The organism is Amycolatopsis sp. lyj-23, assembly GCF_046549135.1.
Taxonomy (GTDB): domain Bacteria; phylum Actinomycetota; class Actinomycetes; order Mycobacteriales; family Pseudonocardiaceae; genus Amycolatopsis.
Genome location: NZ_JAJPWN010000005.1, coordinates 468,610 through 491,358, shown reverse-complemented (window position 1 = coordinate 491,358; position 22,749 = coordinate 468,610). Strand labels below are relative to the sequence as shown.

General features: G+C 71.4%; 21 protein-coding genes. 8 read left to right on the top strand and 13 right to left on the bottom strand.

The genetic code is table 11. The features are described from left to right. Positions 1-114 precede the first annotated feature (114 nt). Positions 115-1,584: an aldehyde dehydrogenase family protein gene (locus tag ACLJPY_RS14935; protein WP_410588941.1), complete on the top strand. Its 1,470-nt coding sequence runs from the start codon at positions 115-117 to the stop codon at positions 1,582-1,584. A 134-nt stretch (positions 1,585-1,718) separates the two neighbouring features. Here the strand turns inward: ACLJPY_RS14935 and ACLJPY_RS14930 are convergent, their stop codons facing one another. Genes ACLJPY_RS14930 through ACLJPY_RS14920 form a run of 3 tightly spaced genes read right to left on the bottom strand, consistent with a single transcriptional unit; the run spans position 1,719 to position 5,533 of the window. After that, the gene (locus ACLJPY_RS14930) at positions 1,719-2,282 is read right to left on the bottom strand and encodes a TIGR03086 family metal-binding protein (RefSeq protein WP_410588940.1); all 564 of its coding nucleotides are present in this window, start codon (positions 2,280-2,282) and stop codon (positions 1,719-1,721) included. A 33-nt stretch (positions 2,283-2,315) separates the two neighbouring features. Continuing rightward, positions 2,316-3,503 (bottom strand): class I SAM-dependent RNA methyltransferase, encoded by a 1,188-nt coding sequence (locus tag ACLJPY_RS14925; protein WP_410588939.1) that lies wholly within the window; start codon positions 3,501-3,503, stop codon positions 2,316-2,318. Then, positions 3,500-5,533, bottom strand: a complete 2,034-nt coding sequence (locus tag ACLJPY_RS14920) for an APC family permease (RefSeq protein ID WP_410588937.1) — start codon at positions 5,531-5,533, stop codon at positions 3,500-3,502. Before ACLJPY_RS14920 ends, ACLJPY_RS14925 begins: the two co-directional genes overlap by 4 nt. Positions 5,534-5,625: 92 nt before the next feature. On the opposite strand from ACLJPY_RS14920, the gene ACLJPY_RS14915 reads away from it, so the two are divergent. After that, positions 5,626-6,291 (top strand): potassium channel family protein, encoded by a 666-nt coding sequence (locus ACLJPY_RS14915; RefSeq protein WP_410588936.1) that lies wholly within the window; start codon positions 5,626-5,628, stop codon positions 6,289-6,291. Beyond that, positions 6,288-6,944, top strand: coding sequence for a potassium channel family protein (locus ACLJPY_RS14910; protein ID WP_003067924.1), 657 nt, complete (start codon positions 6,288-6,290; stop codon positions 6,942-6,944). Before ACLJPY_RS14915 ends, ACLJPY_RS14910 begins: the two co-directional genes overlap by 4 nt. A gap of 781 nt (positions 6,945-7,725) precedes the next feature. Here the strand turns inward: ACLJPY_RS14910 and ACLJPY_RS14905 are convergent. Further along, positions 7,726-8,445, bottom strand: a complete 720-nt coding sequence (locus ACLJPY_RS14905; RefSeq protein WP_410588934.1) for a DUF3159 domain-containing protein — start codon at positions 8,443-8,445, stop codon at positions 7,726-7,728. A gap of 9 nt (positions 8,446-8,454) precedes the next feature. Continuing rightward, a complete protein-coding gene (locus ACLJPY_RS14900) occupies positions 8,455-8,835 on the bottom strand; it encodes an OB-fold nucleic acid binding domain-containing protein (protein WP_003074944.1) in 381 nt (126 codons plus the stop codon). Between the two features lie 137 nt (positions 8,836-8,972). Between ACLJPY_RS14900 and ACLJPY_RS14895 the strand changes: the two genes are divergently transcribed. After that, on the top strand, positions 8,973-9,656 hold the full coding sequence (locus tag ACLJPY_RS14895) for an alpha/beta hydrolase (RefSeq protein ID WP_410589214.1): 684 nt from the start codon (positions 8,973-8,975) through the stop codon (positions 9,654-9,656). Between the two features lie 43 nt (positions 9,657-9,699). On the opposite strand, the gene ACLJPY_RS14890 is transcribed toward ACLJPY_RS14895, so the two are convergent. Both ACLJPY_RS14890 and dut read right to left on the bottom strand, forming a co-directional pair. After that, on the bottom strand, positions 9,700-10,368 hold the full coding sequence (locus ACLJPY_RS14890; RefSeq protein WP_410588932.1) for a DUF3710 domain-containing protein: 669 nt from the start codon (positions 10,366-10,368) through the stop codon (positions 9,700-9,702). After that, the gene (gene dut / locus ACLJPY_RS14885; RefSeq protein WP_410588930.1) at positions 10,368-10,871 is read right to left on the bottom strand and encodes a dUTP diphosphatase; all 504 of its coding nucleotides are present in this window, start codon (positions 10,869-10,871) and stop codon (positions 10,368-10,370) included. Before dut ends, ACLJPY_RS14890 begins: the two co-directional genes overlap by 1 nt. A 24-nt stretch (positions 10,872-10,895) precedes the next feature. On the opposite strand from dut, the gene ACLJPY_RS14880 reads away from it, so the two are divergent. After that, entirely contained in the window at positions 10,896-11,378 is a 483-nt protein-coding gene (locus ACLJPY_RS14880) for a DUF3093 domain-containing protein (protein ID WP_410588928.1), read from the top strand. Between the two features lie 135 nt (positions 11,379-11,513). Here ACLJPY_RS14880 and ACLJPY_RS14875 read toward each other — a convergent pair whose 3' ends face one another. Beyond that, entirely contained in the window at positions 11,514-11,822 is a 309-nt protein-coding gene (locus ACLJPY_RS14875; RefSeq protein WP_013224476.1) for a DUF4193 domain-containing protein, read from the bottom strand. A gap of 515 nt (positions 11,823-12,337) precedes the next feature. Here ACLJPY_RS14875 and cei point away from each other — a divergent pair. Next, entirely contained in the window at positions 12,338-13,021 is a 684-nt protein-coding gene (cei, locus tag ACLJPY_RS14870) for an envelope integrity protein Cei (protein ID WP_410588926.1), read from the top strand. Between the two features lie 457 nt (positions 13,022-13,478). Here the strand turns inward: cei and ACLJPY_RS14865 are convergent, their stop codons facing one another. Continuing rightward, on the bottom strand, positions 13,479-14,297 hold the full coding sequence (locus ACLJPY_RS14865) for an inositol monophosphatase family protein (protein ID WP_410588925.1): 819 nt from the start codon (positions 14,295-14,297) through the stop codon (positions 13,479-13,481). 64 nt (positions 14,298-14,361) lie between these two features. On the opposite strand from ACLJPY_RS14865, the gene ppgK reads away from it, so the two are divergent. Continuing rightward, positions 14,362-15,129 (top strand): polyphosphate--glucose phosphotransferase, encoded by a 768-nt coding sequence (gene ppgK, locus ACLJPY_RS14860; RefSeq protein WP_410589212.1) that lies wholly within the window; start codon positions 14,362-14,364, stop codon positions 15,127-15,129. A gap of 171 nt (positions 15,130-15,300) precedes the next feature. After that, on the top strand, positions 15,301-16,704 hold the full coding sequence (locus tag ACLJPY_RS14855; protein ID WP_410588924.1) for an RNA polymerase sigma factor: 1,404 nt from the start codon (positions 15,301-15,303) through the stop codon (positions 16,702-16,704). Positions 16,705-16,766: 62 nt separating this feature from the next. Here the strand turns inward: ACLJPY_RS14855 and ACLJPY_RS14850 are convergent, their stop codons facing one another. From ACLJPY_RS14850 to treS, 4 genes are all read right to left on the bottom strand, one after another. Next, the gene (locus ACLJPY_RS14850; RefSeq protein ID WP_410588923.1) at positions 16,767-17,159 is read right to left on the bottom strand and encodes a hypothetical protein; all 393 of its coding nucleotides are present in this window, start codon (positions 17,157-17,159) and stop codon (positions 16,767-16,769) included. Between the two features lie 158 nt (positions 17,160-17,317). Further along, entirely contained in the window at positions 17,318-19,525 is a 2,208-nt protein-coding gene (glgB, locus tag ACLJPY_RS14845) for a 1,4-alpha-glucan branching protein GlgB (protein WP_410588922.1), read from the bottom strand. Beyond that, positions 19,522-20,901 carry a maltokinase N-terminal cap-like domain-containing protein gene (locus tag ACLJPY_RS14840; protein WP_410588920.1) on the bottom strand — a complete coding sequence of 460 codons (1,380 nt, stop codon included), beginning with the start codon at positions 20,899-20,901 and terminating at the stop codon, positions 19,522-19,524. Before ACLJPY_RS14840 ends, glgB begins: the two co-directional genes overlap by 4 nt. 5 nt (positions 20,902-20,906) lie before the next feature. Further along, positions 20,907-22,715, bottom strand: a complete 1,809-nt coding sequence (gene treS, locus ACLJPY_RS14835; RefSeq protein WP_410588918.1) for a maltose alpha-D-glucosyltransferase — start codon at positions 22,713-22,715, stop codon at positions 20,907-20,909. Between the last annotated feature and the right edge of the window lie 34 nt (positions 22,716-22,749).

Sequence of the window (22,749 nt, the reverse complement as noted above, 5' to 3'; positions counted from 1 at the left end):
CAGGCCGCGTCCGGCGTCACAGGCGGAGCGCGACCGCCGGTCATCAGGCGGGGTGAACCTCGTCTCCCCGCGGCGCTGTGGCGGTCACGCGGCGTGGCCACGAGAATGGCTCGCATGGCGGACTTCTTCATCGGCGGCGAATGGGTGGACGCGATCGGCGGCGGCCGGCGGGAGATCCGGTGCCCGGCCGACGGCTCCCTGGTCGCGACCGTCGCCGAGGGCACCGCCGAGGACACCGAGGCCGCCATCGCGGCGGCGCGCCGGGCGTTCGACACCGGCCCGTGGCCCGGCACCCCCGCGCACCGGCGCGGTGACCTGCTGTTGCGCACCGCGGACCTGCTCGACCGCGACGCGGAGGCGTTCGCCCGCGCCGAGTCGCTCGACACCGGCAAGCGCCTGGTCGAGAGCCGCTACGACATGGCCGACATCGCCGCCTGCCTGCGCTACTTCGGCAAGCTCGCGGCGCAGGACGCCGGGCGCGTGGTCGACACCGGCAACCCGGACGCGATCAGCCGGATCGTGCACGAGCCGGTCGGCGTCTGCGGGCTGATCACGCCGTGGAACTACCCGCTGCTGCAGACCGTGTGGAAGATCGCACCGGCGCTGGCCGCGGGCAACACGTTCGTGCTCAAACCCAGCGAGCTGACCCCGCACACGGCGATCCTGTTCCTCAAGCTGCTCACCGAGGCGGGCCTGCCGCCGGGGGTGGGCAACCTGGTGCTCGGCGCGGGCGCCGAGGCGGGCGCGCCACTGGCTTCGCATCCGGACGTCGACCTCGTGTCGTTCACCGGCGGGCTGGCGACCGGGAAGACCATCGCCGCCGCGGCGGCCGCCACGGTCAAGAAGGTGGCGCTGGAGCTGGGCGGGAAGAACCCGAACGTGGTGTTCGCCGACGCCGACTTCGAGACCGCGGTCGACTACGCGCTGACGGCGGTGTTCCTGCACTCCGGCCAGGTCTGCTCGGCGGGCGCGCGGCTGATCGTGCAGCGGGAGTGGCACGACGAGTTCGTCGACGAGCTGGTGCGCCGGGCCGAGCGGATCCGCCTGGGCGGCCCGTTCGACGAGCAGGCGGAGACGGGACCGCTGATCTCGGCGGCGCACCGGGCGAAGGTCGAGGCGTACGTGGCGGCTGCGCTGGCCGAGGGCGCGGTCCTGCGCACGGGCGGCCGCCGCCCTGACGCCCCGGCGCTGGCCGGCGGCTGCTACTATCTGCCGACCATCCTCGACCGGGTGAAGCAGGGTTCGTCGGCGGTGGTCGAGGAGTCGTTCGGCCCGGTGCTGACGGTCGAGACGTTCACCGACGAGGACGATGCGGTCCGCATCGCCAACGACACGCACTACGGCCTGGCCGGCGCGGTGTTCACCCAGGACGCGGGCCGCGCCCAGCGCGTGGCGGGACGGCTGCGCCACGGAACGGTGTGGATCAACGACTTCCACCCGTACCTGCCCCAGGCCGAGTGGGGCGGCTACAAGCAGTCCGGGTTCGGCCGCGAGCTGGGCCCGACCGGCCTGGCGGAGTACACCGAGGTCAAGCACATCTACCAGAACCTCCGGCCGGCGCCGCAGCGCTGGTTCTCGGGCTGACCGAGCCGATGGCGGCAGCGTTCGCGGTCCGCCGGGCAGGCTGATCGGCAGCCCCGCAGCACGCCTCAGCGACCACCCGGCACGGCCAGGCGGGTGATCTCGCCCGGCGCAAACGCCGATTCGCCTACCGCCCACTAGCCGTTCACCGCCTTCCGGCCGAGGAACGCCGCCAGCTCGTCGGCCGCCGTCGCTTCTCCCGGTGGCGGGACCTCCGGCCCGAACGGGCCGCCCGGCTGCCGAGGCGCCGACCCGAACCGCGCGCGCCACTGCTCCAGTGCCTGCTCCGCCAGCTCCGGCGCCAGGTCCGTCGGCTGTCCCGTGGCGTCCGCGATGTCCCAGCCGTGGGCCAGGTACTCGTTCACCCGCATGTGTACCAGGAACACCCCCGGCACCTCGCCGAGCGGCGTCGTCACCTGCCGCGTGAACAAACCCGGCGCCGCCAGCACCGCGCGGGCCGCCGCCACCGATGCGGTGAACGCCTCGACCGGTGCGGCGCCCAGGTAGTCGCCGTCCGGGGCCGGTGGGCCCGTGCCCGCCCAGAACGCCACTTTCGCGTTTCCGTGCGCCAGGTGGTTCACCACCGCGCGCACGTCCCACTCCGTGCACGCCGTCGGGAGCGTCCACTGGTCCGCGCGGACCGCCGCCACCAGGCGGGTCACCGTCGAAGCCGCCAGGTCGAAGTCGTCGAGAGCAGTCATGGGCACAGGGTGCCGACCACCACCGACAAAAACTCACGACAGCAGCGCCACGCACTCCACGTGGTGGGTCATCGGGAACGCGTCGAACGCCCTCAGGTCCGTCAGCGAATAGCCGTGCGAGGCGAAGGTCGCCACGTCGCGCGCGAGGGCTGCCGGGTCGCAGGCCACATACACGATCCGGTCGGGCGCGCCCTCGACGATCGACTCCACGACCGCCTTGCCCGCGCCCTTGCGGGGCGGGTCCAGCACCACGACGTCGACCGGCTTGGCCGCCGACGCCAGCACGTGCTCCACGCGCCCGGCCTGCCACGTCACCTGCGGCAGGTCCGCGAGGTTGCGCTCACCGTCGGCGACCGCGCGCCGGCCCGACTCGACCGCCAGCACCCGGCCCGACGATCCCACCTGCCCCGCGAGCACCGACGCGAACAGCCCGACCCCCGCGTAGAGGTCCCAGGCCGTGCCGCCGGACGGCGCCTCCGCCCACTCCCCCACGACCGCGGCGAACGTCGACGCCGCCGCCGGGTGGACCTGCCAGAAACCGTGCGCGTCCAGCCGCCAGTCGCGGCCCGCCGCGTGCTGGACCGCGACGCCGCCGGACAGCTGCCGCGCCCGGACCTTGCCGCGGACCGTCGACAGCTCCCGCACGTGCACGTCGCCGTCGCCGTCGGTCGTGACCTCCAGCTCGCTGCCCGGCCGCCAGCGCCGCGCCAGGACGTCGTCGAGCTCACCGGGGACGGCGATCGGGCAGTCGTCCAGCGCCACCACCCGGTGGCTGTGGTGCGCGCGCAGCCCCGCACGTCCGTCGCGCCCGGCGACCAGCCGGACGCGGCTGCGCCAGTCCAGCGGCCCGCCGTCGAGGGCCTCCACGACGACGTCACGCTCGATCCCGGCCAGCCGGTGCAGCTGTTCCGCCACGACCGACGCCTTGAGCGAGCGCTGGTAGTCCGGCGAAGCGTGCTGCCAGTCGCAGCCGCCGCAGCCGCCCGGCACGGCCAGCGGGCACGGCGGCTCAACGCGGAACTCCGACGCCGAAAGCACCTCGATCGCGTCCCCGCGGCAGAACGAGCCGCCGTTGTCCTCGGTGATCTCGACGCGGACGCGTTCGCCCGGCAGCGCGTGCCGGACGAACACGACCCGGCCCTCCGCGCGGGCGACGCAGTGGCCGCCGTGCGCGACCGCGCCGACCTCGACCTCGAGGACGCGGCCCAGCCAGCTCGTCATTCGGCCGGCTCCTTGGGCTTCGGCGCGACGACGGGCTTGCCGTTGGGTGAGAACCCGCGGCGGACGTCACCGGCCGCCGGCCGCTCGTTGCGGACGCGCGCGGCCGCCTTCGCCGACGACTCGAGCTGCCACGGCACGCTCGCCACGATCACCCCGGACTGGAACAGCAGCCTGCCCTTGAGCCGCAGCGCGCTCTGGTTGTGCAGCACCTGCTCCCACCAGTGCCCGACCACGTACTCCGGGATGAAGACGGTGACCACGTTGCGCGGGTTGTCACCGCGCACGCGCTTCACGTAGTCGAGGACCGGCTTCGTGATTTCCCGGTACGGCGACTCGACGACCTTCAGCGGCACCTTGAAGTTGTGCGCGTCCCACTCGGCGGTGAGCTTCCGCGTGTCCGCATCGTCCACGTTGACCGTCACGGCCTCGAGGACGTCCGGGCGCATCGCCTTCGCGTAGGCCAGCGCGCGCAGCGTCGGCCGGTGCAGTTTGGACACCAGCACGATCGCGTGGTTGCGCGAGGGCAGCACGGTCGGGGTGTCGCCGAGGTCCTTCAGCTCGTCGGCGACGCGGTCGTAGTGCCGCCGGATCGCCGTCATGAGCACGAAGATGGCGATCATGGCCGCGATCGCGATCCACGCGCCGAGCAGGAACTTGGTGATGAGCACGATCACCAGGACGGTCGCGGTCATGGTCAGGCCGATGGCGTTGACCGTCTGCGAGCGCCGCATCCGGCGCCGCGCGCCCGGGTCGGTTTCCCTGGCCAGCAACCGGTTCCAGTGCCGGATCATGCCCGCCTGGCTCACCGTGAACGAGACGAACACGCCCACGATGTAGAGCTGGATGAGCCGGGTGACCTCGGCGTCGAAGGCGATGATCAGGACCAGCGCGAACGCCGACAGGAACAGAATGCCGTTCGAGAACGCCAGCCGGTCGCCGCGGGTGTGCAGCTGCCGGGGCAGGTAGCGGTCCTGCGCCAGGATCGAGCCCAGCACCGGGAAGCCGTTGAACGCGGTGTTCGCGGCCAGCAGCAGGATGATGCCGGTGGAGAAGGAGATGTAGTAGAACGCCGGCGGGAAGTCGGCGAACACCGCGTGCGCGATCTGCGCGACGATCGTCTTCTGCTCGTAGCCGGCGGGCGCCCCCTGGAGCTGCCGCGCCGGGTCTTCGGCGAACTTGACGTCGGTGATGGTGGCCAGGGTGATGATGCCGACCAGCATGGTGACCGCGAGCAGCCCCATCATCAGCAGCGTGGTGGCCGCGTTCTTCGACTTCGGCTTCTGGAACGCCGGCACGCCGTTGCTGATCGCCTCGACCCCGGTCAGCGCCGCCGCGCCGGAGGAGAACGCCCGCAGGATGAGGAACGCGTACCCGACGCCCGCGAAGGTGCCTTCGGCGGTCAGCGTGAACCCGGCGCTCTCGGCCTTCATCTCGGTGCCGGTGGCGGCCTGGACCAGGCCCCAGGCGACCATGACGAGGATGCCCAGGATGAACCCGTATGTCGGGATCGCGAAGGCCTTCCCCGACTCGCGGATGCCGCGCAGGTTCAGCGACGTCAGCACGACCACGATGACGATCGACGCGAGCACCTTGTGCTGCGCGACCCACGGGACGGCCGAGCCGATGTTGGCCACACCGGACGAAGTGGACACCGCGACCGTGAGGACGTAGTCCACGAGCAGGGCGCTGGCCACGGTCAGGCCGAACTTGCCGCCCAGGTTCGTGTTGGCGACCTCGTAGTCGCCGCCGCCGCTCGGGTAGGCGTGCACGTTCTGCCGGTAGGAGGCGACGACGACCAGCATGACCAGGGCGACCATGATGCCGATCCACGGCGCGATCGCGTACGCGGACAGCCCGGCGACGCTCAGCGTCAGGAAGATCTCTTCCGGCGCGTACGCCACGCTGGAGAGCGCGTCGGACGCGAAGATGGGCAGCGCGATGCGCTTCGGCAGGAGCGTGTGAGCGAGCCTGTCACTGCGGAACGGACGTCCGAGGACCAGGCGTTTCAGCACGGTCGGGAACTTCGACACCACGAAAGCGTAGCCGCCTGCGCGCACGGTAGGTTCGGCGCTGGTATGTCGGGGGTAAGACGGACGGGTAACCGCCGAGGAGGAGGCAGGGCGTGCACGTGGTGATCATGGGATGCGGCCGGGTCGGCGCGTCCCTGGCCGCTGCGCTGGAGCGGCTCGGCCACGAGGTGGCCGTCATCGACAAGAACCAGCAGGCGTTCCGCCGGCTCGGCAGCGACTTCCACGGCCAGCAGGTCGTCGGCGTCGGCTTCGACCGCCGGGTGCTGATCGACGCCGGCATCGAGCGGGCGGGCGCGTTCGCGGCGGTGTCCAGCGGCGACAACTCGAACATCATCTCGGCGCGGGTCGCGCGCGAGAACTTCGGCGTCGAGCACGTCGTCGCGCGGATCTACGACCACAAGCGCGCGGCCGTGTACGAGCGGCTGGGCATCCCGACGGTGGCGACCGTGCCGTGGACGACCGACCGGTTCCTGCGCACCCTGCTGCCGGACGGCGTGGCGTCGGCGTGGCGTGACCCGTCGGGCAACGTCGCGCTGCTGCAGCTGCCCCTGCACGAGGGCTGGGTCGGGCACTCCGTGCAGTCCCTGCAGCAGGCGACGGGCGCGCGGGTGGCGTTCATCATGCGCTTCGGCACCGGCGTGCTGCCCGACACGAAGACGGTGCTGCAGGCCGACGACGTCGTGTGGGTGGCCGCGCGCTCCGGCACCGTCACCGACGTCACCAGTGTGGCCCACCGCGAACCGGAGGACGAGGCATGAGGGTCGCGATTGCGGGCGCGGGGGCGGTCGGCCGTTCCATCGCCGCCGAGCTGATCGACGGCAGGCACCAGGTGATGCTGATCGAGCGCGAGGCGGACCAGTTCGAGCCGCACGCGGTCGAGCAGGCCGACTGGGTGCTCGGCGACGCGTGCGAGGTGTCGATCCTGGAGGAGTCCGGGATCGAGCAGTGCGACGTGGTCATCGCCGCGACGGGCGACGACAAGGCGAACCTGGTGGTCTCGCTGCTGGCGAAGACGGAGTTCGCGGTCCGCCGCGTGGTGGCCCGGGTGAACAACCCGGCCAACGAGTGGCTGTTCACCGACGCGTGGGGCGTCGACGTGGCGGTCTCGACCCCCCGCATGCTGGCGGCGATGGTCGAGGAGGCGGTGAGCGTCGGCGACCTGGTGCGGCTGATGACGTTCCGGCAGAGCAACGCGAACCTGGTCGAGCTGACGCTGCCGGCGGAGACACCGCTGGCCGGGAAGCCGGTGAGCGAGCTGACGCTGCCGAGGGACGCGGCTTTGGTGACGATCCTGCGCGGGGACCGGGTGATCGTGCCGCAGCCGGAGGACCCGCTGGAGCCGGGCGACGAGCTGCTGTTCGTGGCGACGGCGGATGTGGAGCCGGAGATCCGGACGGCTTTGGGTTACTGAGCGCTTCGGGTGCTTGGGTTGCGGCGAAGGCCCCCGGCTTGTTGTGCCCGGGGGCCTTTGTCGTGGGCTCTTGTCGTGGGCTCTTGTCGTGGGCTGTGGACAAGTGGGCGGACGGCGATCAAAACTGTCGGTGGCTGCCGGTAGCGTGGGAGACGGGGGGCGCCCCCGCGCGTGGGTTGTGGCTTCGGGGCGGTTCTGCCGTGCACGTGGGGTGTCCAGGGCTTGTGAGTCGCGCGCTCGGGAGGAACGCGACCAGGCGCGGGACTCGAGGGCTTCCCGCGTGATCGGACCCGGGACTCGCACGGCTCGGGACGGAACTCGCATGATCAGACCCGGCACTCGCACGGCTGGGTGCGGAACTGGCGTGATCGAACTGGGACTCGCGCGGCTCGGAGCGGGACTCGCGGAATCGGACCCGGCACTCACGTGATTCGAGGCGGAACTCGCGTGATCAGGGCCGGAACTGGCGTGATCGAGGCCGGAACTCGCGTGATCGAGGCCGGAACTGGCGTGATCAGAGCCGGGACTCGCGTGATCAGAGCCGGAACCGGCGTGATCAGGGCCGAGACTCGCGTGATCGAGGCCGGAACTCGCGTGATCAGGGCCGGAACTCGCGTGATCAGGTGCGCATCTCGCGTGTCCACGGAGGCATCACACGTGACCAGAGGGGCATCTCGCGTGATTGTGGAGGCATCACACCTCCCCACCCGCCGGCGCGCCGAAACTGTCGGTGTCTGCCGGTAGAGTCGAGAACGGGGGGCGCCCCCACGCGCGCGGGTTGTCAGGCTTCCGGGGCCGCGTACTTCTCGCGCAGCCGGGCCTCGACCTCCGCGTCGGTCTCCGGGGCCGGCTCCTCCTCCGCCAGCGCCTTCAGGCGCTTGTCCGACCGCCGCACCGCCCACACGACCACCAGCAGGCCCAGCGCGTACAGCGGGTACCCCATCGCGATCTTCGCGAACGCCAGCCAGCCCGTGTAGTCCTCCTGGTACAGCCACCGCTGGACCACGAACCGCGCCGCGAAGATCGCCGCCATCGCCAGGGTCGCGATGTCGTAGCCGTAGCGGCTCGGCTTGTCCTTCCGCCAGGCCTGGCCCGTGCCGTTGAGCATGTTCCAGATCAGGCCCGCGATCGGCCAGCGCACCACCACCGACAGCACGAAGATGCCGCAGTAGATCAGGCTCGCGTAGATCCCGAACAGGAAGAAGCCCTTCGCCGACCCCGTGCGGTAGGCGATGAACGCCGCGATCGCGACGCCGAAGAAACCGGAGATCGCCGGCTGCAGCGGCTCCTTGCGGACCAGGCGCAGCACCGCGATGGCCACGGCGCTGCCGATCGACGTCCAGATGGCCGCGGTCAGGCCGAAGAAGGAGTTCGCCAGTACGAAGACGATCACCGGCACCGACGAGTAGATGAGGCCGGACACGCCGCCCATCTGCTCGAGCAGGGTCGGCTGCGGTTCTTCCGCGTCGGTCTTCTTCTCGCTCGGGGCGGGTTCAGTCACGATGGGTGATCAACTCACTGGGCTCTGGAGCTCGTAATAGGGGTTGTACAGCACCTTCTGGCCGTCACGCTCGGCCATCCGGCCGCGCACCTTGATCGTCCGGCCAGGCTCGATGCCCGGGATCCGGCGGCGGCCGAGCCAGATTAGCGTCACTCCCTGTGTTCCGTCGAACAACTCCGCCTCCAGCGTGGCGGCCTCGTTGGTCGGGCAGAGTTCGACGCTGCGCAGCCGGCCCATCACGGTGACCTCTTCGCCCGAGCGGCAGTCGCAGGCCCGCTGCGCCCCCTCGGCGCCCGACCTCATCGACATCTCGTCGGCGTCGAGATCCTCGACGTCGCTGGTCAGCTTGCGTACCAGCCGGCTGAAGTAGCCGCCGTCTTTGGCGGACATGAGTGCTCCTGTGCTCCGGGGCCCGGTGGCAAAACTGCTTGCGGCCCGAACGGTTCAAGCGTACTGCGGTCTCCGCCAGGGAAACGCCTTTGCGCAAAGATCGCAACGTGACGTCCGCTATCGAAGTTCCCGCCGCGGTGCTGCTGCCCGGTACGGGCTCGGACGAGGTGTTCGTCCGGGCCGTCTTCGCCGGTCCGCTGCGCGCCCTCGGTGTCCCGCTCATCGCGCCACCGCCGCCCGCCGGCGCCGCGCTCGCCGACGGCTACCTGGCCACGCTCGACGCGCTGGCGGACGAACACGGCGAACTGCTCGTAGGCGGCATTTCGTTCGGCGCCCACCTCGCCGCGGAGTGGGCGGTGCGCAACCCGGGCCGTTGCGGGGGCCTGCTGGCCGCTCTCCCGGCCTGGAACGGCGTCCCGGGCCCGGCACCCGCGTCGCGGGCCGCGTCGCTGACGGCGGATCTGGTGGCCGGTTCCGGGGTCGACGCCGCACTGGCGCAGACCGAGGGCAGCCCGGCCTGGCTGCGGGCGGAACTGGACCGGGCGTGGCGGCGCCACGGCGACGGGCTGGCGGCCGGCCTGCGCGTCGCGGCCGGCCGGCCCGCGCCGACCCTCGGCGAGCTCGCGGGGCTGGCCGTCCCGGCCGGGGTCGGCACGTGCACCGACGACCCCGTGCACCCGACGAAAGTCGCATCGGAGTGGGCGGGCGCGCTCCCCCGCGGCGTCCTCGGCGAGACGACGCTGACGGCGCTGGGTGCGGACCGCGAATCACTCGGCCGGGCGACCCTCCTCGCGTTCCTGAACGCCCGCGGGACGCGCTGAAGGCCGCCACCGGTGGTCCGGTGACGGCCTTCGGCGGTGAGTGTCAGCCTTGCTGCTGCTGGGCCGCGATGTGTTCGGCGACCGCCTCGGGCAGCGTGATGGTCAGCGGGGTCCGGACCGGCATCGGGGCGTCGCCGCGGTCGACGATCGTCCGCCGGACGATCTCGCGCAGCACCTCGACGGCCGCGGCGGCCTCCGACTGGGGGCCGGCGATGACGCCGCGCAGCATCCAGCGGGGCCGGTCGACGCCGACGAAGCGCAGCGCGACGTCGCCGATGATGGCCGAGATCTCCAGGCCCCAGACGCCGCGGCCGATGGTGACCTTGGCGCCGTCGCCCCGCAGCTGGTCGGCCAGCTCGGAGCTGACCTCCCGCCACAGGCCGCCCGACCGCGGCGCGGCGTACGCGCTGACCGTGATCTGGCCCTGCTCGGTGACGACGTGCACGGCGCGCACGCCGCCGGCCTCCGGGTCCATCTCGACCTGGACCTGGGAACCGTCGGGCACCGGCACCTTCACCGAGCCCAGGTCGATCCGCGGGATGCCGTCGTCGGAGAAGTCCGCAACGTCGTACGGGCCGTCGGAGACGTCCGACAGCTCCGAGCCGTCCTCGTCCTCGTACGCCGCGTCCTCGAAAGTGTCGTCGGCCTCGGGCGCGGCGTGCCGTCCGGCGGACCCGCCCTCGGTCCGCCGCTTGCGTCCGAAAATCCCCACTACTTCTCCGTTCCTTCCCCCGTGGCGGCGCTCGCGGCGAGCGCCGGTGCTCCCAGTGTGGCGTGTCCGCCGGTCGAGCCGTAGCCTCCGTGGCCCCGCTCGGTCGCGTCGAGCGTGCCGACCTCCACGAACTCCGCGTGTTCGACCCGCTGGACGACCAGCTGGGCGATGCGGTCGCCGCGCGTCAGCTCCAGCGGGTGCACCGGGTCGTGGTTGATCAGGCAGACCTTGATCTCGCCGCGGTAGCCCGAGTCGATCGTGCCCGGGGTGTTCACCACCGAAAGACCGGCCCGGGCGGCCAGCCCGGACCGCGGGTGGACGAACCCGGCGTAGCCGGGCGGGAGCGCGATCGCGACGCCGGTGCCGACGACGCCGCGTTCCCCGGGTCCGAGGACGATATCCGAGGTGGTGACGAGATCGGCGCCCGCGTCGCCCGGTCGGGCGTAGGCGGGCAGCGGGACATCCGGGTCGAGCCGGGAGAGGAGTACCTGAACGCTGGACACGGGCGGCGAGATTACTCTCTACCCGTGGGTGAATCAGCGAAGACGGCCGCGAACGCCGCGGTCCGGCACTCCGAACGGCTGTACGTCCCGTGGTGGGGCTGGCCGCTGCCGGTGCTGGGGGCGGTCCTGCTCGCGGCGGAGATCGACCTCGGGTACCCGGGGATCCGGGCGTGGCTGCCGTACGTGATCGCGCTGCCGGTCGTCGTGGCGCTGCTGCTGTCGCTGGGCCGGTCGAAGGTCCGGATCACCGGCGGTGCCGAACCGGAACTGTGGGCCGGTGACGCGCACCTGCCGCTGCGCTACGCCGGCGAAGTGGAGATCTTCGACAAGGACGCCAAGCGCAAGGCCCTCGGCCGCGACGGCGACCCGGCGGCCTACGTGCTGCACCGCGGCTGGGTCGGCCCGGTCGTCAAGGTGCACCTGACCGACGCGAACGACCCGACGCCGTACTGGCTGTTCAGCACCCGGCACCCCGAGCGCGTGGCCGAGCTGCTCAAGGGCGCCTGACCCCGGACATGGAAGGGGGCCGGCCTGCCGGCCAGCCCCTTGTCCCCAGCGCGCTTCGAGCCCTTCCCCGGTCCCTCGCAGGCTCTCCGTCGCGTCTGTTCGTTCCCCTGTGTCCGAGAACCCCTCCGCGTCCGATCAGGCGCAGTCGCGGCAGATCAGGCGTCCGCCGTTGTCCTCGGCCAGCCGGCTGCGGTGGTGCACCAGGAAGCACACGGAGCAGGTGAACTCGTCCGCCTGCTTCGGCACCACCTTCACGGTCATGTCCTCACCGGAAAGCCCGGAGAGGTCGGCACCCGGCAGCTCGAAGTTCTCGGCGGTCGCGTCCTCGTCGACGTCGACGACGCCGGACTGGTTCTCGTTCCGCCGGGCCTTGAGCTCCTCCAACGAGTCTTCGGCCAGCTCGTCGGCTTCGCTGCGGCGCGGAGCGTCGTAGTCGGTAGCCATGTTGTCCCTCACCCCTGCGATCAGCTTGTGTAGTCGATTTCCCGGACTCCCGGATGCGCCCGTGAGTCCGCCGTGCCGCTGGTCAACGTTCCAGGGCCTCTGTTTGTGCCCGACGGCCGAAGTGACCGAGGTCTCTTCTTTTCGGGCCTCTTCCTGCGGCCGGAGCCCGGGAAGGGTAGCTCACCCCTGTCCGGGTTCTGCAACGAGTCAGACATTGCCGGTCAATCGTCACCCGACAGGGGGAACCCGCAGGTAAGACGCGTTGTCGTCCGTTCGGGTTGCGCGCGGGTGGAGAACTTCACGCGCGGCCCGTGTCCGCTTGCCCCGGCCCGTCCCGGCGTGGTGCGATCAGCGCCACGGGATCGGCCCCGGCGGGGCCCGGTTCCGCGGGTAACGACGCGGGAACCCACGGGGGTGACCCGGGACGACGTGCGCCGGTCGCAGCGCCTAGGCTGACCGCCTTGGCGGTGCTTGGTGCGCACGGCCGGTTTCGGTGTTCGGGAAGGGACGGGCAGGTGGCGTCGGGCAACGGCATCGGGGACCGTGCGGCGCGGCCGTACCGCAAGCACAAGCCGCTGCCGGCACTGATCGTCATCGGGGTGCTCGCGGTCGGCGCGATCGTCGTCTGGGTGCACGCCGCGATCGGCAAGGGCGACATCGACGAGGCCGTCAAGTGCGACCCGCCCGCGAGCCCGCCGCCGGGCGTCACGTTCAGCAGCCTCCCCCACAACGCGCTCGACGACCGCTCGCCGATCCCGCCGGACAAGGTCGCCTACCGCGTCCTCAACGCCTCGGGCAGCCGCGGCCAGGGCGGCATCACCACGACGGCGTTGCGCGAACTCGGCTTCACCGGCGCCGCGGACCCGGCCAACGACCCGGCGTACGAGAACCGCGAAGCCAAGTGCCGCGGCCAGATCCGCTTCGGCGAGAACGGCGTCACCGCGGCCCGGACGCTCAGCCTGGTGGTGCCGTGCGCGGAGCTGGTCCAGGACAACCGCAAGGACGCGAGCGTCGACGTGGTGACGGGCACGCTCTTCGGCGACCTCCGGCCCCGCGCCGAGGCGCGGCAGATCATCACCCAGCTCGCCGACTGGTCGAAGGCCCACCAGGGCGGCGGCGGCAACGAGCAGTCCGCGGGCGCGAAGGCCCCGGTGGTGGACCAGACGCTGCTGGCCTCGGCCCGCGACGTCGCCTGCTGACGCGCCCGCTTCGCCCGACGGCGCGCCGGACATCCCCGCCCGCGGGGGCGCCCCCCGTGTTCCACGCTACCGGAGGGCACCGACAATTTCGGGCGCCCGCAGGCCCGGCCGCCGAAGTTATCCACAACTCACGCCCTCGCTCAGCGGCCGCTCCGCGTACCGGCACGGTCGGCCCGCGTACCTGGAGCGTCGACCTGCGTACCCGGACGGTCGGGCTGCGTACCGGAAGTCGGCTCGCGTACCTGGACGATCGGGCTGCGTACCCGACGGGTCGGCTTGCGTACCTGGAGCGTCGGCTTGCGTACCGGGAGGGTCGGTTCGCGAGCCGGACCGCGGTCACGGGAACCGACCCTCTGGGTCCGCGAGCCGACCGTCTGGGTACGTCAGCCGACCCTCTGGGGACGTGGGCCGACTCTCTGGGTACGGGGGCCGACCGTTCGGGGCGGCCGGATGTTGCTCAGACCTCTGCTGCGCCGCAGTCCGCCAGGACCTTCTTCAGGGGCTGGGCGATCGACGGGGCCGCCGCGTACGTCGCGTCCGCGCCCAGTTCCGGTGACGATCCCGGCAGCGACACCTCCGCGCCCGCCTCGGCCGCGATCAGCGCCCCCGCCGCCCAGTCCCAGCGGTTGAGACCGTGCTCCACGTACGCGTCCAGCCAGCCCGCCGCCACCGCGCACAGGTCCAGCGACGCCGCCCCGTTGCGGCGGATGTCCCGGACCTGCCCGAGCAGGGAGGCCGCGAACCGCGACTGCCGCACCCGCCGCTCGGGCGAATACGCGAAACCGGTCCCGACCAGCGTCACCTCGAGGCTCGCGGGCGCCGACACCGCCAGCCGCCGTCCGTCCAGGAATGCGCCATGGCCGCGGGCCGCCGACCACACGCGGCCGCTCGCCGGCTCGACCACCGCGCCCGCCAGCGACACCCCGCCGACCTGGGCCGCCACCGACACCGCGAACCACGGCAGGCCGTAGAGGAAGTTGACCGTCCCGTCGATCGGGTCGACCACCCACGTCACGCCGTCGCCCGCCGCGCCGCCGCCCTCCTCGCCCAGCACCGGCTCGCCCGGCCGCAGCGCGGCCAGCCGGTCCCGCACCAGGCGCTCGGACTCGTGGTCCACCGCGGTCACCACGTCGGTGGCGCCGGACTTGGTGCCCACGGCCACCGCACGGCCGTCCGCCATGCCCTCCCAGGCCTCGCGGACCACCGCGGCGGCTTCCGTCGCGACCTGCACCGCGACGCTTTTCAGCAACGACTCGTCAACTCCCACGTCCGACATGTCACCACATCCGGTTAAAGTCTCCGAGGCAGGCTTCTGAATCGTGCGAGAAGGGACCACGTCCGTGGTGGAGGCGACCCGCCGAGGTTTCGGCATCGACATCGGCGGCAGCGGGATCAAGGGCGCCTTGGTGGACTTGGACGCCGGACAGCTCATCGGCGACCGGATCCGGATCGACACGCCGAAGAAGTCGACCCCCACCGCGGTGGCCGACGTCGTCCACGAGATCGTGACGCAGGCGGGCTGGGACGGCCCGGTCGGCGTGACGCTGCCGGCGGTCGTCAAGAAGGGCGTCGCGCACACCGCGGCCAACATCGACAAGCAGTGGATCGGCACCGACGCCGACGCGCTGTTCGCCAAGCGGCTCGGCCGCAGCGTCGACCAGATCGCGATGCTCAACGACGCCGACGCGGCGGGCATGGCCGAGATCCGCTTCGGCGACCCGGTCGCGCGCACGGGCGTGACCGCGCTGCTCACCTTCGGCACCGGCATCGGCAGCGCGGTGTTCCAGGACGGCAAGCTCGTCCCGAACACCGAATTCGGCCACCTCGAGATCGACGGCCACGACGCCGAGAAGCGCGCGGCCGCTTCGGTGAAGGACAACGAGGGGCTCTCCTACCCCGAATGGGCCAAGCGCGTGCACCGTTATCTGACCGTGCTGGAGAACCTCATCTGGCCCGACCTGTTCATCGTCGGCGGCGGGGTCAGCAAGAAGGCCGAAAAATGGGTGCCGCTGCTGGACATCCGCACTCCGGTGCTGGTGGCGAGCCTGCAGAACAACGCCGGGATCGTCGGCGCCGCGGCCGCCGCGGCGGAGGGCATCCAGCACTGATTCGGCGCTGGGGGTGATCGCTTCGCACCGCATGCGCGTACCGTCGTTACAATGGAACACGGCCCACGGCTGCGGAGGGCAAAACCGCAGGCCGAGGCTGATCCCCGAATGTGAGGCAGCAGTGGCCCCAGGCCGTTGCTCGTCGTGATCGACCGCTGCGAAAGGGCGTAAGTGGCAGCCGCAAGAACCGCAACCCGAGGCGGGACGAAGACAGCGACCGCAGCCGGCGAGCCGGCCGAAGAGGCAGCCACCGGGACGGCGAAGCCGGCGGCCCGCAAGACCACCACCGCCAAGAAGGCGCCGGCCAAGAAGGCGCCGGCCAAGAAGGCCGTGACCAAGGGCGCGAAGACCGAAGACGGCGAGCCGGACGGTCCCGCCGACCTCGAAGACGACGTCGAACTGGACTCGCCCGACCTGTCGGACCTGGAAGAGGTCGAGGTCGACGTCGTCGACGAAACGGTCAGCGACGAGCCGGACACCGACTCGGCCGACGACGACGATGACGACGAGGAGTCGGACGAGGAGACCCCGGCGCAGCGTCGCCGCGGCGCCGCGGCCGACAAGGCGGCCAAGAGCTCCGACAACCCGGACTTCGTCTGGGACGAGGAGGAGTCCGAGGCGCTGCGTCAGGCGCGCAAGGACGCCGAGCTCACCGCGTCCGCCGACTCCGTGCGCGCCTACCTCAAGCAGATCGGCAAGGTCGCGCTGCTGAACGCCGAGGAGGAGGTGGAGCTGGCCAAGCGGATCGAGGCCGGGCTCTACGCCGCCGAGCGCGTGCGCACCGCCGAGGAAGAAGGCGAAAAGCTCGTCACGCAGATGCGCCGCGACCTCAAGTGGATCGTGCGTGACGGCGAGCGCGCCAAGAACCACCTGCTCGAGGCGAACCTCCGGCTCGTGGTCTCGCTGGCCAAGCGCTACACCGGCCGCGGCATGGCGTTCCTGGACCTGATCCAGGAGGGCAACCTCGGCCTGATCCGCGCGGTGGAGAAGTTCGACTACACCAAGGGCTACAAGTTCTCGACGTACGCCACGTGGTGGATCCGCCAGGCGATCACCCGCGCGATGGCCGACCAGGCCCGCACCATCCGCATCCCGGTGCACATGGTCGAGGTCATCAACAAGCTGGGCCGCATCCAGCGCGAGCTGCTCCAGGACCTCGGCCGCGAGCCGACCCCGGAAGAGCTCGCGAAGGAAATGGACATCTCGCCGGAGAAGGTCCTGGAGATCCAGCAGTACGCGCGTGAGCCGATCTCGCTGGACCAGACGATCGGCGACGAGGGCGACAGCCAGCTCGGTGACTTCATCGAGGACTCCGAAGCGGTCGTCGCGGTCGACGCGGTGTCGTTCACGCTGCTGCAGGACCAGCTCCAGTCGGTGCTGCAGACGCTGTCCGAGCGCGAGGCCGGCGTGGTCCGGCTGCGCTTCGGCCTGACCGACGGCCAGCCGCGCACGCTCGACGAGATCGGCCAGGTGTACGGGGTGACCCGCGAGCGCATCCGGCAGATCGAGTCGAAGACGATGTCCAAGCTGCGCCACCCGTCGCGGTCGCAGGTCCTGCGGGACTACCTGGACTGACGGTTCTTTTTCGCGGACCCCGCCACCGAGATCTCCTCGGTGGCGGGGTTTTCCGTTGCGGCTCAGGGCACGGCCAGCCCGCGCTCCCGCAACGACTGCTCGACGCGCAGCCGTTCGATCTCGCGGTCCATCCCCTCGGGCAGCTCGCCGAGCCGGTGCGGGACGCCGACCTGGCGGCAGGCCACGGTGAGCAGCTCGTCATAGGCCTGCCGGGTACCGACCCGGCGCGCGGCCGGCGTCCCGGACGGGTAGCCGGCCAGCAGCCGGTGCACCCGCCGCAGGTCCGCGGCGACGCGTTCGATCGGCGGTCCTTCGGGCTGCGGCCCCGCACGCCTCGACCGGACCCGGCCGACCAGCTTCGGGACGCGCAGCGCACACCAGAACAGCACCGTGGGCGCGAGGCAGACCACGATGAACAGGATCAGGTTCGCGAGGACGCCACCGGAGCCGCCCATCCCCCGATGGTAAGCCCGCGGCGGCCGCCCGGCGGAGCCAATTTCCAGCCGGAACTCGCGTGATCAGACGCGGATCTCGCGTGATTGCAGCCGTAACTCGCGAGATCCGGCTTCAATCACGCGAGTCCCGGTCGCAATCACGCGAGTTCCGGCTTCGATCACAGGAGTTCGGGGGTCTCCGGGGTTTCTTCGATCAGCCAGAGGACGCCTGCGGGCGGGAGCTGGAGGACTGCGGAGGCCGGCTGGCCGTGCCACGGGTCTTCCGTCGCTTCCACCGCGCCCAGGTTGCCGACCCCGGAGCCGCCGTAGGCTTCCGCGTCGGTGTTGACGACCTCCCGCCAGCGGCCCGCCGACGGCAGGCCGACCCGGTAGTCGTGGTGCGGGACCCCGGCGAAGTTCGCGACGCACGCCAGCCGCGAGCCGTCGGCGCCGATGCGGAGGAAGCTCAGCACGTTGCCGCTCGAGTCGTTCGCGTCGATCCAGCGGAAGCCGTCCGGCGAGGTGTCCTGGCTGTACAACGCCGGCGTCGAGCGGTAAACCGTGTTCAGCGACCGCAGCAGCTCCCAGACACCGAGGTGCAGCGGCTCCTCCAGCAGGTGCCAGTCGAGCGACTTCGACTCCGACCACTCCCCCGGCTGGCCGAACTCGCCGCCCATGAACAGCAGCTGCTTGCCCGGGTGCGCCCACATGAACGCCAGCAGCGACCGCAGCCCGGCCGCCTTGTTCCAGGCGTCGCCCGGCATCCGGCCCCACAGGGATCCCTTGCCGTGCACCACTTCGTCGTGCGACAGCGGCAGCACGAAGTTCTCGCTCCACGCGTACACGAGCGAGAACGTCATCTCGTTGTGGTGGTACGCGCGGTGGATCGGCTCGTGCGAGAGGTACCGGAGCGTGTCGTGCATCCAGCCCATGTTCCACTTGAAGCCGAACCCGAGGCCGCCGAGGTGCGTCGGGCGCGTGACGCCCGGCCACGCCGTCGACTCCTCGGCCACCATCACGACACCCGGATGTCGCTTGTAGACGGTCGCGTTCAGCTCCTGCAGGAACCGCACCGCGTCGAGGTTTTCCCGGCCGCCGTACTGGTTCGGCAGCCACTCGCCGTCCTTGCGGGAGTAGTCCAGGTACAGCATCGACGCGACGGCGTCGACGCGCAAGCCGTCGAGGTGGAACTCGTCGAGCCAGAACAGCGCGTTGGCGACCAGGAAGTTGCGGACCTCGTTGCGGCCGAAGTCGAACACGAGCGTGCCCCAGTCGGGCTGCTCGCCGCGGCGCGGGTCCGCGTGCTCGTACAGCGGCGTGCCGTCGAAGCGGGCCAGCGCCCAGGCATCGCGCGGGAAGTGCGCCGGCACCCAGTCCACCAGCACGCCGATCCCCCGCTGGTGCAGGCGGTCGACGAAGTAGCGGAAGTCGTCCGGGGAGCCGAAGCGGGACGTCGGTGCGTAGTACGACGTCACCTGGTAGCCCCACGAGCCGCCGAACGGGTGCTCCGACACCGGCAGCAGCTCCACGTGCGTGAAACCGGTTTCGACGAGGTAGTTGCCCAGCTGGTCGGCCAGCTCGCGGTAGTCGAGACCGGGACGCCACGAGGCGAGGTGGACCTCGTAGATGCTCATCGGCGCCGCGGCCCACTGGGTCGCCTCGCGCTGGGCGACCCAGTCGTCGTCTTCCCACAGGTGCGCCGAGCTCGTGACGACCGACGCCGTCGCGGGCGGCTGCTCGGTGGCGAACGCCATCGGGTCGGCCTTCTCGTGCCAGTTGCCGTCGGCGCCGAGGATCCGGAACTTGTAGCAGGTGCCCGCGCCGACACCCGGCACGAACAGCTCCCAGACGCCGGACCCGCCGAGCGAGCGCATGGCGTGACCGCGGCCGTCCCAGCCGTTGAAGTCGCCGATCACGCGGATGCCGCGGGCGTTCGGCGCCCAGACCGCGAACGACGTCCCTTCGACGACACCACCGGGGGTCTCGTACGACCGGGCGTGCGCGCCGAGCGCCTCCCACAGCCGCTCGTGCCGGCCCTCACCGATCAGGTGCAGGTCCAGCTCGCCCACCGTGGGCAGCCAGCGGTACGGGTCGTCGCACGTCGCGGTGTGCCCGTCGTACTCGACCTCCAGGCGGTAGTCGCCGGGGTGCTCGGGCACGGCGACGGCGAACAGCGCGTCGATCACCGGTTCCATCGGGTACTTCTTCCCGCCCGCGAGCAGGCTGACGGCCTTCGCGCCGGGCAGCAGCGCCCGGGCCGCGAAGCCCTTGCCCACCGCGTGCACGCCCAGCACCGAGTGCGGGTCGTGGTGGGAGCCGGCGAGCAGCCGGTCGATGTCCGCGGCCGGCGGGGCCGCGGCCGGGAGGTCTTCGGGGACCGCGTTCACGGTGTCGTCCCTCCGTTGGTGATCCGGGCGATCGAGGCGAGCGGCACGCCCAGCCAGTCCGGCCGGTTCGCGTGCTCGTACCCCACCTCGTACACCGCCTTGTCCAGTTCGAAGGCGCGCAGCAGCTCGCCCTGCTCGCGCGGGTCCGCCGCGATCGTGGCGTACCCTTCGCAGAACGCCGCCCGGTTGCGCTCCGACCACTCCTGGGCGCGTTCGGCCAGCGCCGGGTCGTCCGGCTGGCCGACCAGCATCTGCTGGGCCGCGTAGTCGAACGACCTCAGCATGCCCGCGACGTCGCGCAACGGCGACCGGAGCGCGTGGCGCTCCTCGACCGGGGCCGCGGGCTCGCCCTCGAAGTCGATCAGCAGCCAGCCGCCGACGGTCCGCAGCACCTGTCCCAGGTGCAGGTCGCCGTGGATGTACTGCATGGTCACCGAGTCCAGCGGCAGCGTGCGCAGCTTCTCGAACGCCGCCCGCAGCGCCGGCGCGTGCGCGGCCAGCTCGGGCACCCGCCCGGCGATCGTGTCGAGCCGGTCGAGCATCGCCTTGGCCGAGCGTTCCAGCTCGTCGGCGTCGACCGGCTCGGTGCCGAGCGCCTCGGCCAGGTCCGCGTGCACCTCGGCCACGGCCCGCCCGAGCCGCTCCGCCTCGCCGGCGAAGTCGCCGCCGACCTCGCCGGCGTGCAGCTCCGGCGCGGCCATCAGGTCGCGGACGCTGGTGGTGGCCATCGCCCAGCCGTCGACCGCGTCGGAGACGAACTGCTGGAGCATGCCGACCGTGGTCGGCTCGCCGTCCAGGTCGCCGGTGATCGACCCCAGCGGCTGCGCGATGTGCTTGCTGCCCACCCCCTGCAGCGCGCGGTGCAGCAGCAGGTCCTTGTTCTTGCCCGGCGTCAGCTTCCGGAAGAGCTTGAGGATGTACTGCCCGCCGTAGACCAGGGACGTGTTGCTCTGCTCGGACGTGATCGGCCGGGCCCGCAGCCCGGTCTCCAGCTGCACGCCGGGCTCGTGCTCGAAGACCAGCGCCCCGACCGTCTCCTCGCGGGCCATCAGGTCCAGCAGCACGCCGGTGACGTCCAGGTCGCCGGACGCCTCGTAGGCGTTGAGGTCGCCGACCGCGCCGATCCAGCTGGTCGAGGCGATCTCCGGCGGATGCGTCCGCCGGCCCACCAGCAGCTGGTAGGGCTCGCGCCGGTCGTCCTGGGCGACCTCGATCACGACGTGCAGCAACTGCGGATCGCCCGGGACCAGCTCGGTCACGCCGAGCCGCCGGACACCGGTCACCGGCCGGTCCTTGCCGGCGAACCAGCGCTGCTCCGGCAGCCAGCGCTTCAGGTCCTCGGTCAGGTCGTCGACCAGCTCACGCGGGTCGGACAAGGGACTCACCTCGCTTCGCCTTCGTCTCCCGGGTTCGTCAGCTGGAACCAGTAGAAGCCGTGCCCCGGCAGCGTCAGCAGGTACGACAGCTCCCCGATGCTGGGGAACCGCACGCCGCCGGTGAGCTCCACCGGCGTGCACCCGCGGTGCGCGGACAGATCCAGCTCCACCGGCTGCGGGAACCGGGAGAGGTTGTTCACGCACAGCACGACGTCTTCGCCGCCGTCCGGGCGCTTCCACTGACGCTTGTAGGCCAGCACGCTCGGGTTGGACCCGCCGAGGTCGACGAACTCGCCCTCGGCGAACGCGTGGTGCTGCTTGCGCACCTCGATCATCCGGCGGGTCCAGTTGAGCAGCGAGGAGGCGTTGTTGGACTGCGCCTCCACGTTCAGGCCCTGGTAGCCGTACACCGGGTCCATGATCACCGGCAGGTAGATGCGGCCCGGGTCGCACGAGGAGAACCCGGCGTTGCGGTCCGGGGTCCACTGCATCGGGGTGCGCACCGCGTCGCGGTCGCCGAGCCAGATGTTGTCTCCCATGCCGATCTCGTCACCGTAGTACAGAACGGGCGAGCCGGGCAGGGACAGCAGCATCGCGGTGAACAGCTCCTGCTGGTTGCGGTCGTTGTCCAGCAGCGGGGCCAGCCTCCGGCGGATGCCGATGTTGGCCTTCATGCGCGGGTCCTTGGCGTACTCCGCGTACATGTAGTCGCGCTCTTCGTCGGTGACCATCTCGAGGGTCAGCTCGTCGTGGTTGCGCAGGAAGATGCCCCACTGCGTGCCGCTGGGGATCTCCGGGGTCTGGGTGAGGATCTCCGAGATCGGGAACCGCGACTCGCGGCGCACGGCCATGAAGATCCGCGGCATCAGCGGGAAGTGGAACGCCATGTGGCACTCGTCGCCGCCGACCGCCGGGTCGCCGAAGTACTCGACGACGTCCGAAGGCCACTGGTTGGCCTCGGCCAGCAGGATCCGGCCCGGGTACTCGTCGTCGACGACCTTGCGGCAGCGCTTGAGGAACTCGTGCGTGCACGGCAGGTTCTCGCAGTTGGTGCCCTCCTGCTCGAACAGGTACGGCACGGCGTCCAGGCGGAACCCGTCGATGCCCAGGTCGAGCCAGAACCGCAGGACGTCGATCATCGCGTTCTGGACGTCGACGTTCTCGTAGTTCAGGTCGGGCTGGTGGGAGAAGAACCGGTGCCAGTAGAACTGGCCGCGGACCGGGTCGTAGGTCCAGTTCGACGTCTCGGTGTCGACGAAGATGATCCGCGCGTCGGCGTAGCGGGAGTCGTCGTCGCTCCAGACGTAGTAGTCGCCGTACGGGCCGTCGGGCTCGCTGCGGGACTGCTGGAACCACGGGTGCGCGTCCGAGGTGTGGTTGAGCACCAGGTCGGTGATCACCCGGATACCGCGCCGGTGCGCCTCGTTGAGCAGGAACACGAAGTCCTCGACGCTGCCGAACTCCGGCAGCACCGCGCGGAAGTCGCTGATGTCGTAGCCGCCGTCGCGCAGCGGCGAGGCGTAGAACGGCGGCAGCCACAGGCAGTCGATGCCCAGCCAGGCCAGGTAGTCGAGCCGGCCGGCCAGGCCGCGCAGGTCGCCGGTGCCGTCGCCGTTGGAGTCGGCGAACGCGCGCACCAGCACTTCGTAGAACACCGCGCCCTTGAACCACTCCGGGTTGCTCGGCGCCTGCTGCGCCGACCGGAAGTCCCCCGCCTGCGGTTCCACGAGCATGCCGTCGGCGGTCATCGCCTCGCCGGTGTGCGGCACGCCCTCCAGCCCCGGTACCGCCTCGGGAAGGCTTTCATCCACCATGTGTTGCCACCTCAGTCCTCGCTCCGCAACCCTT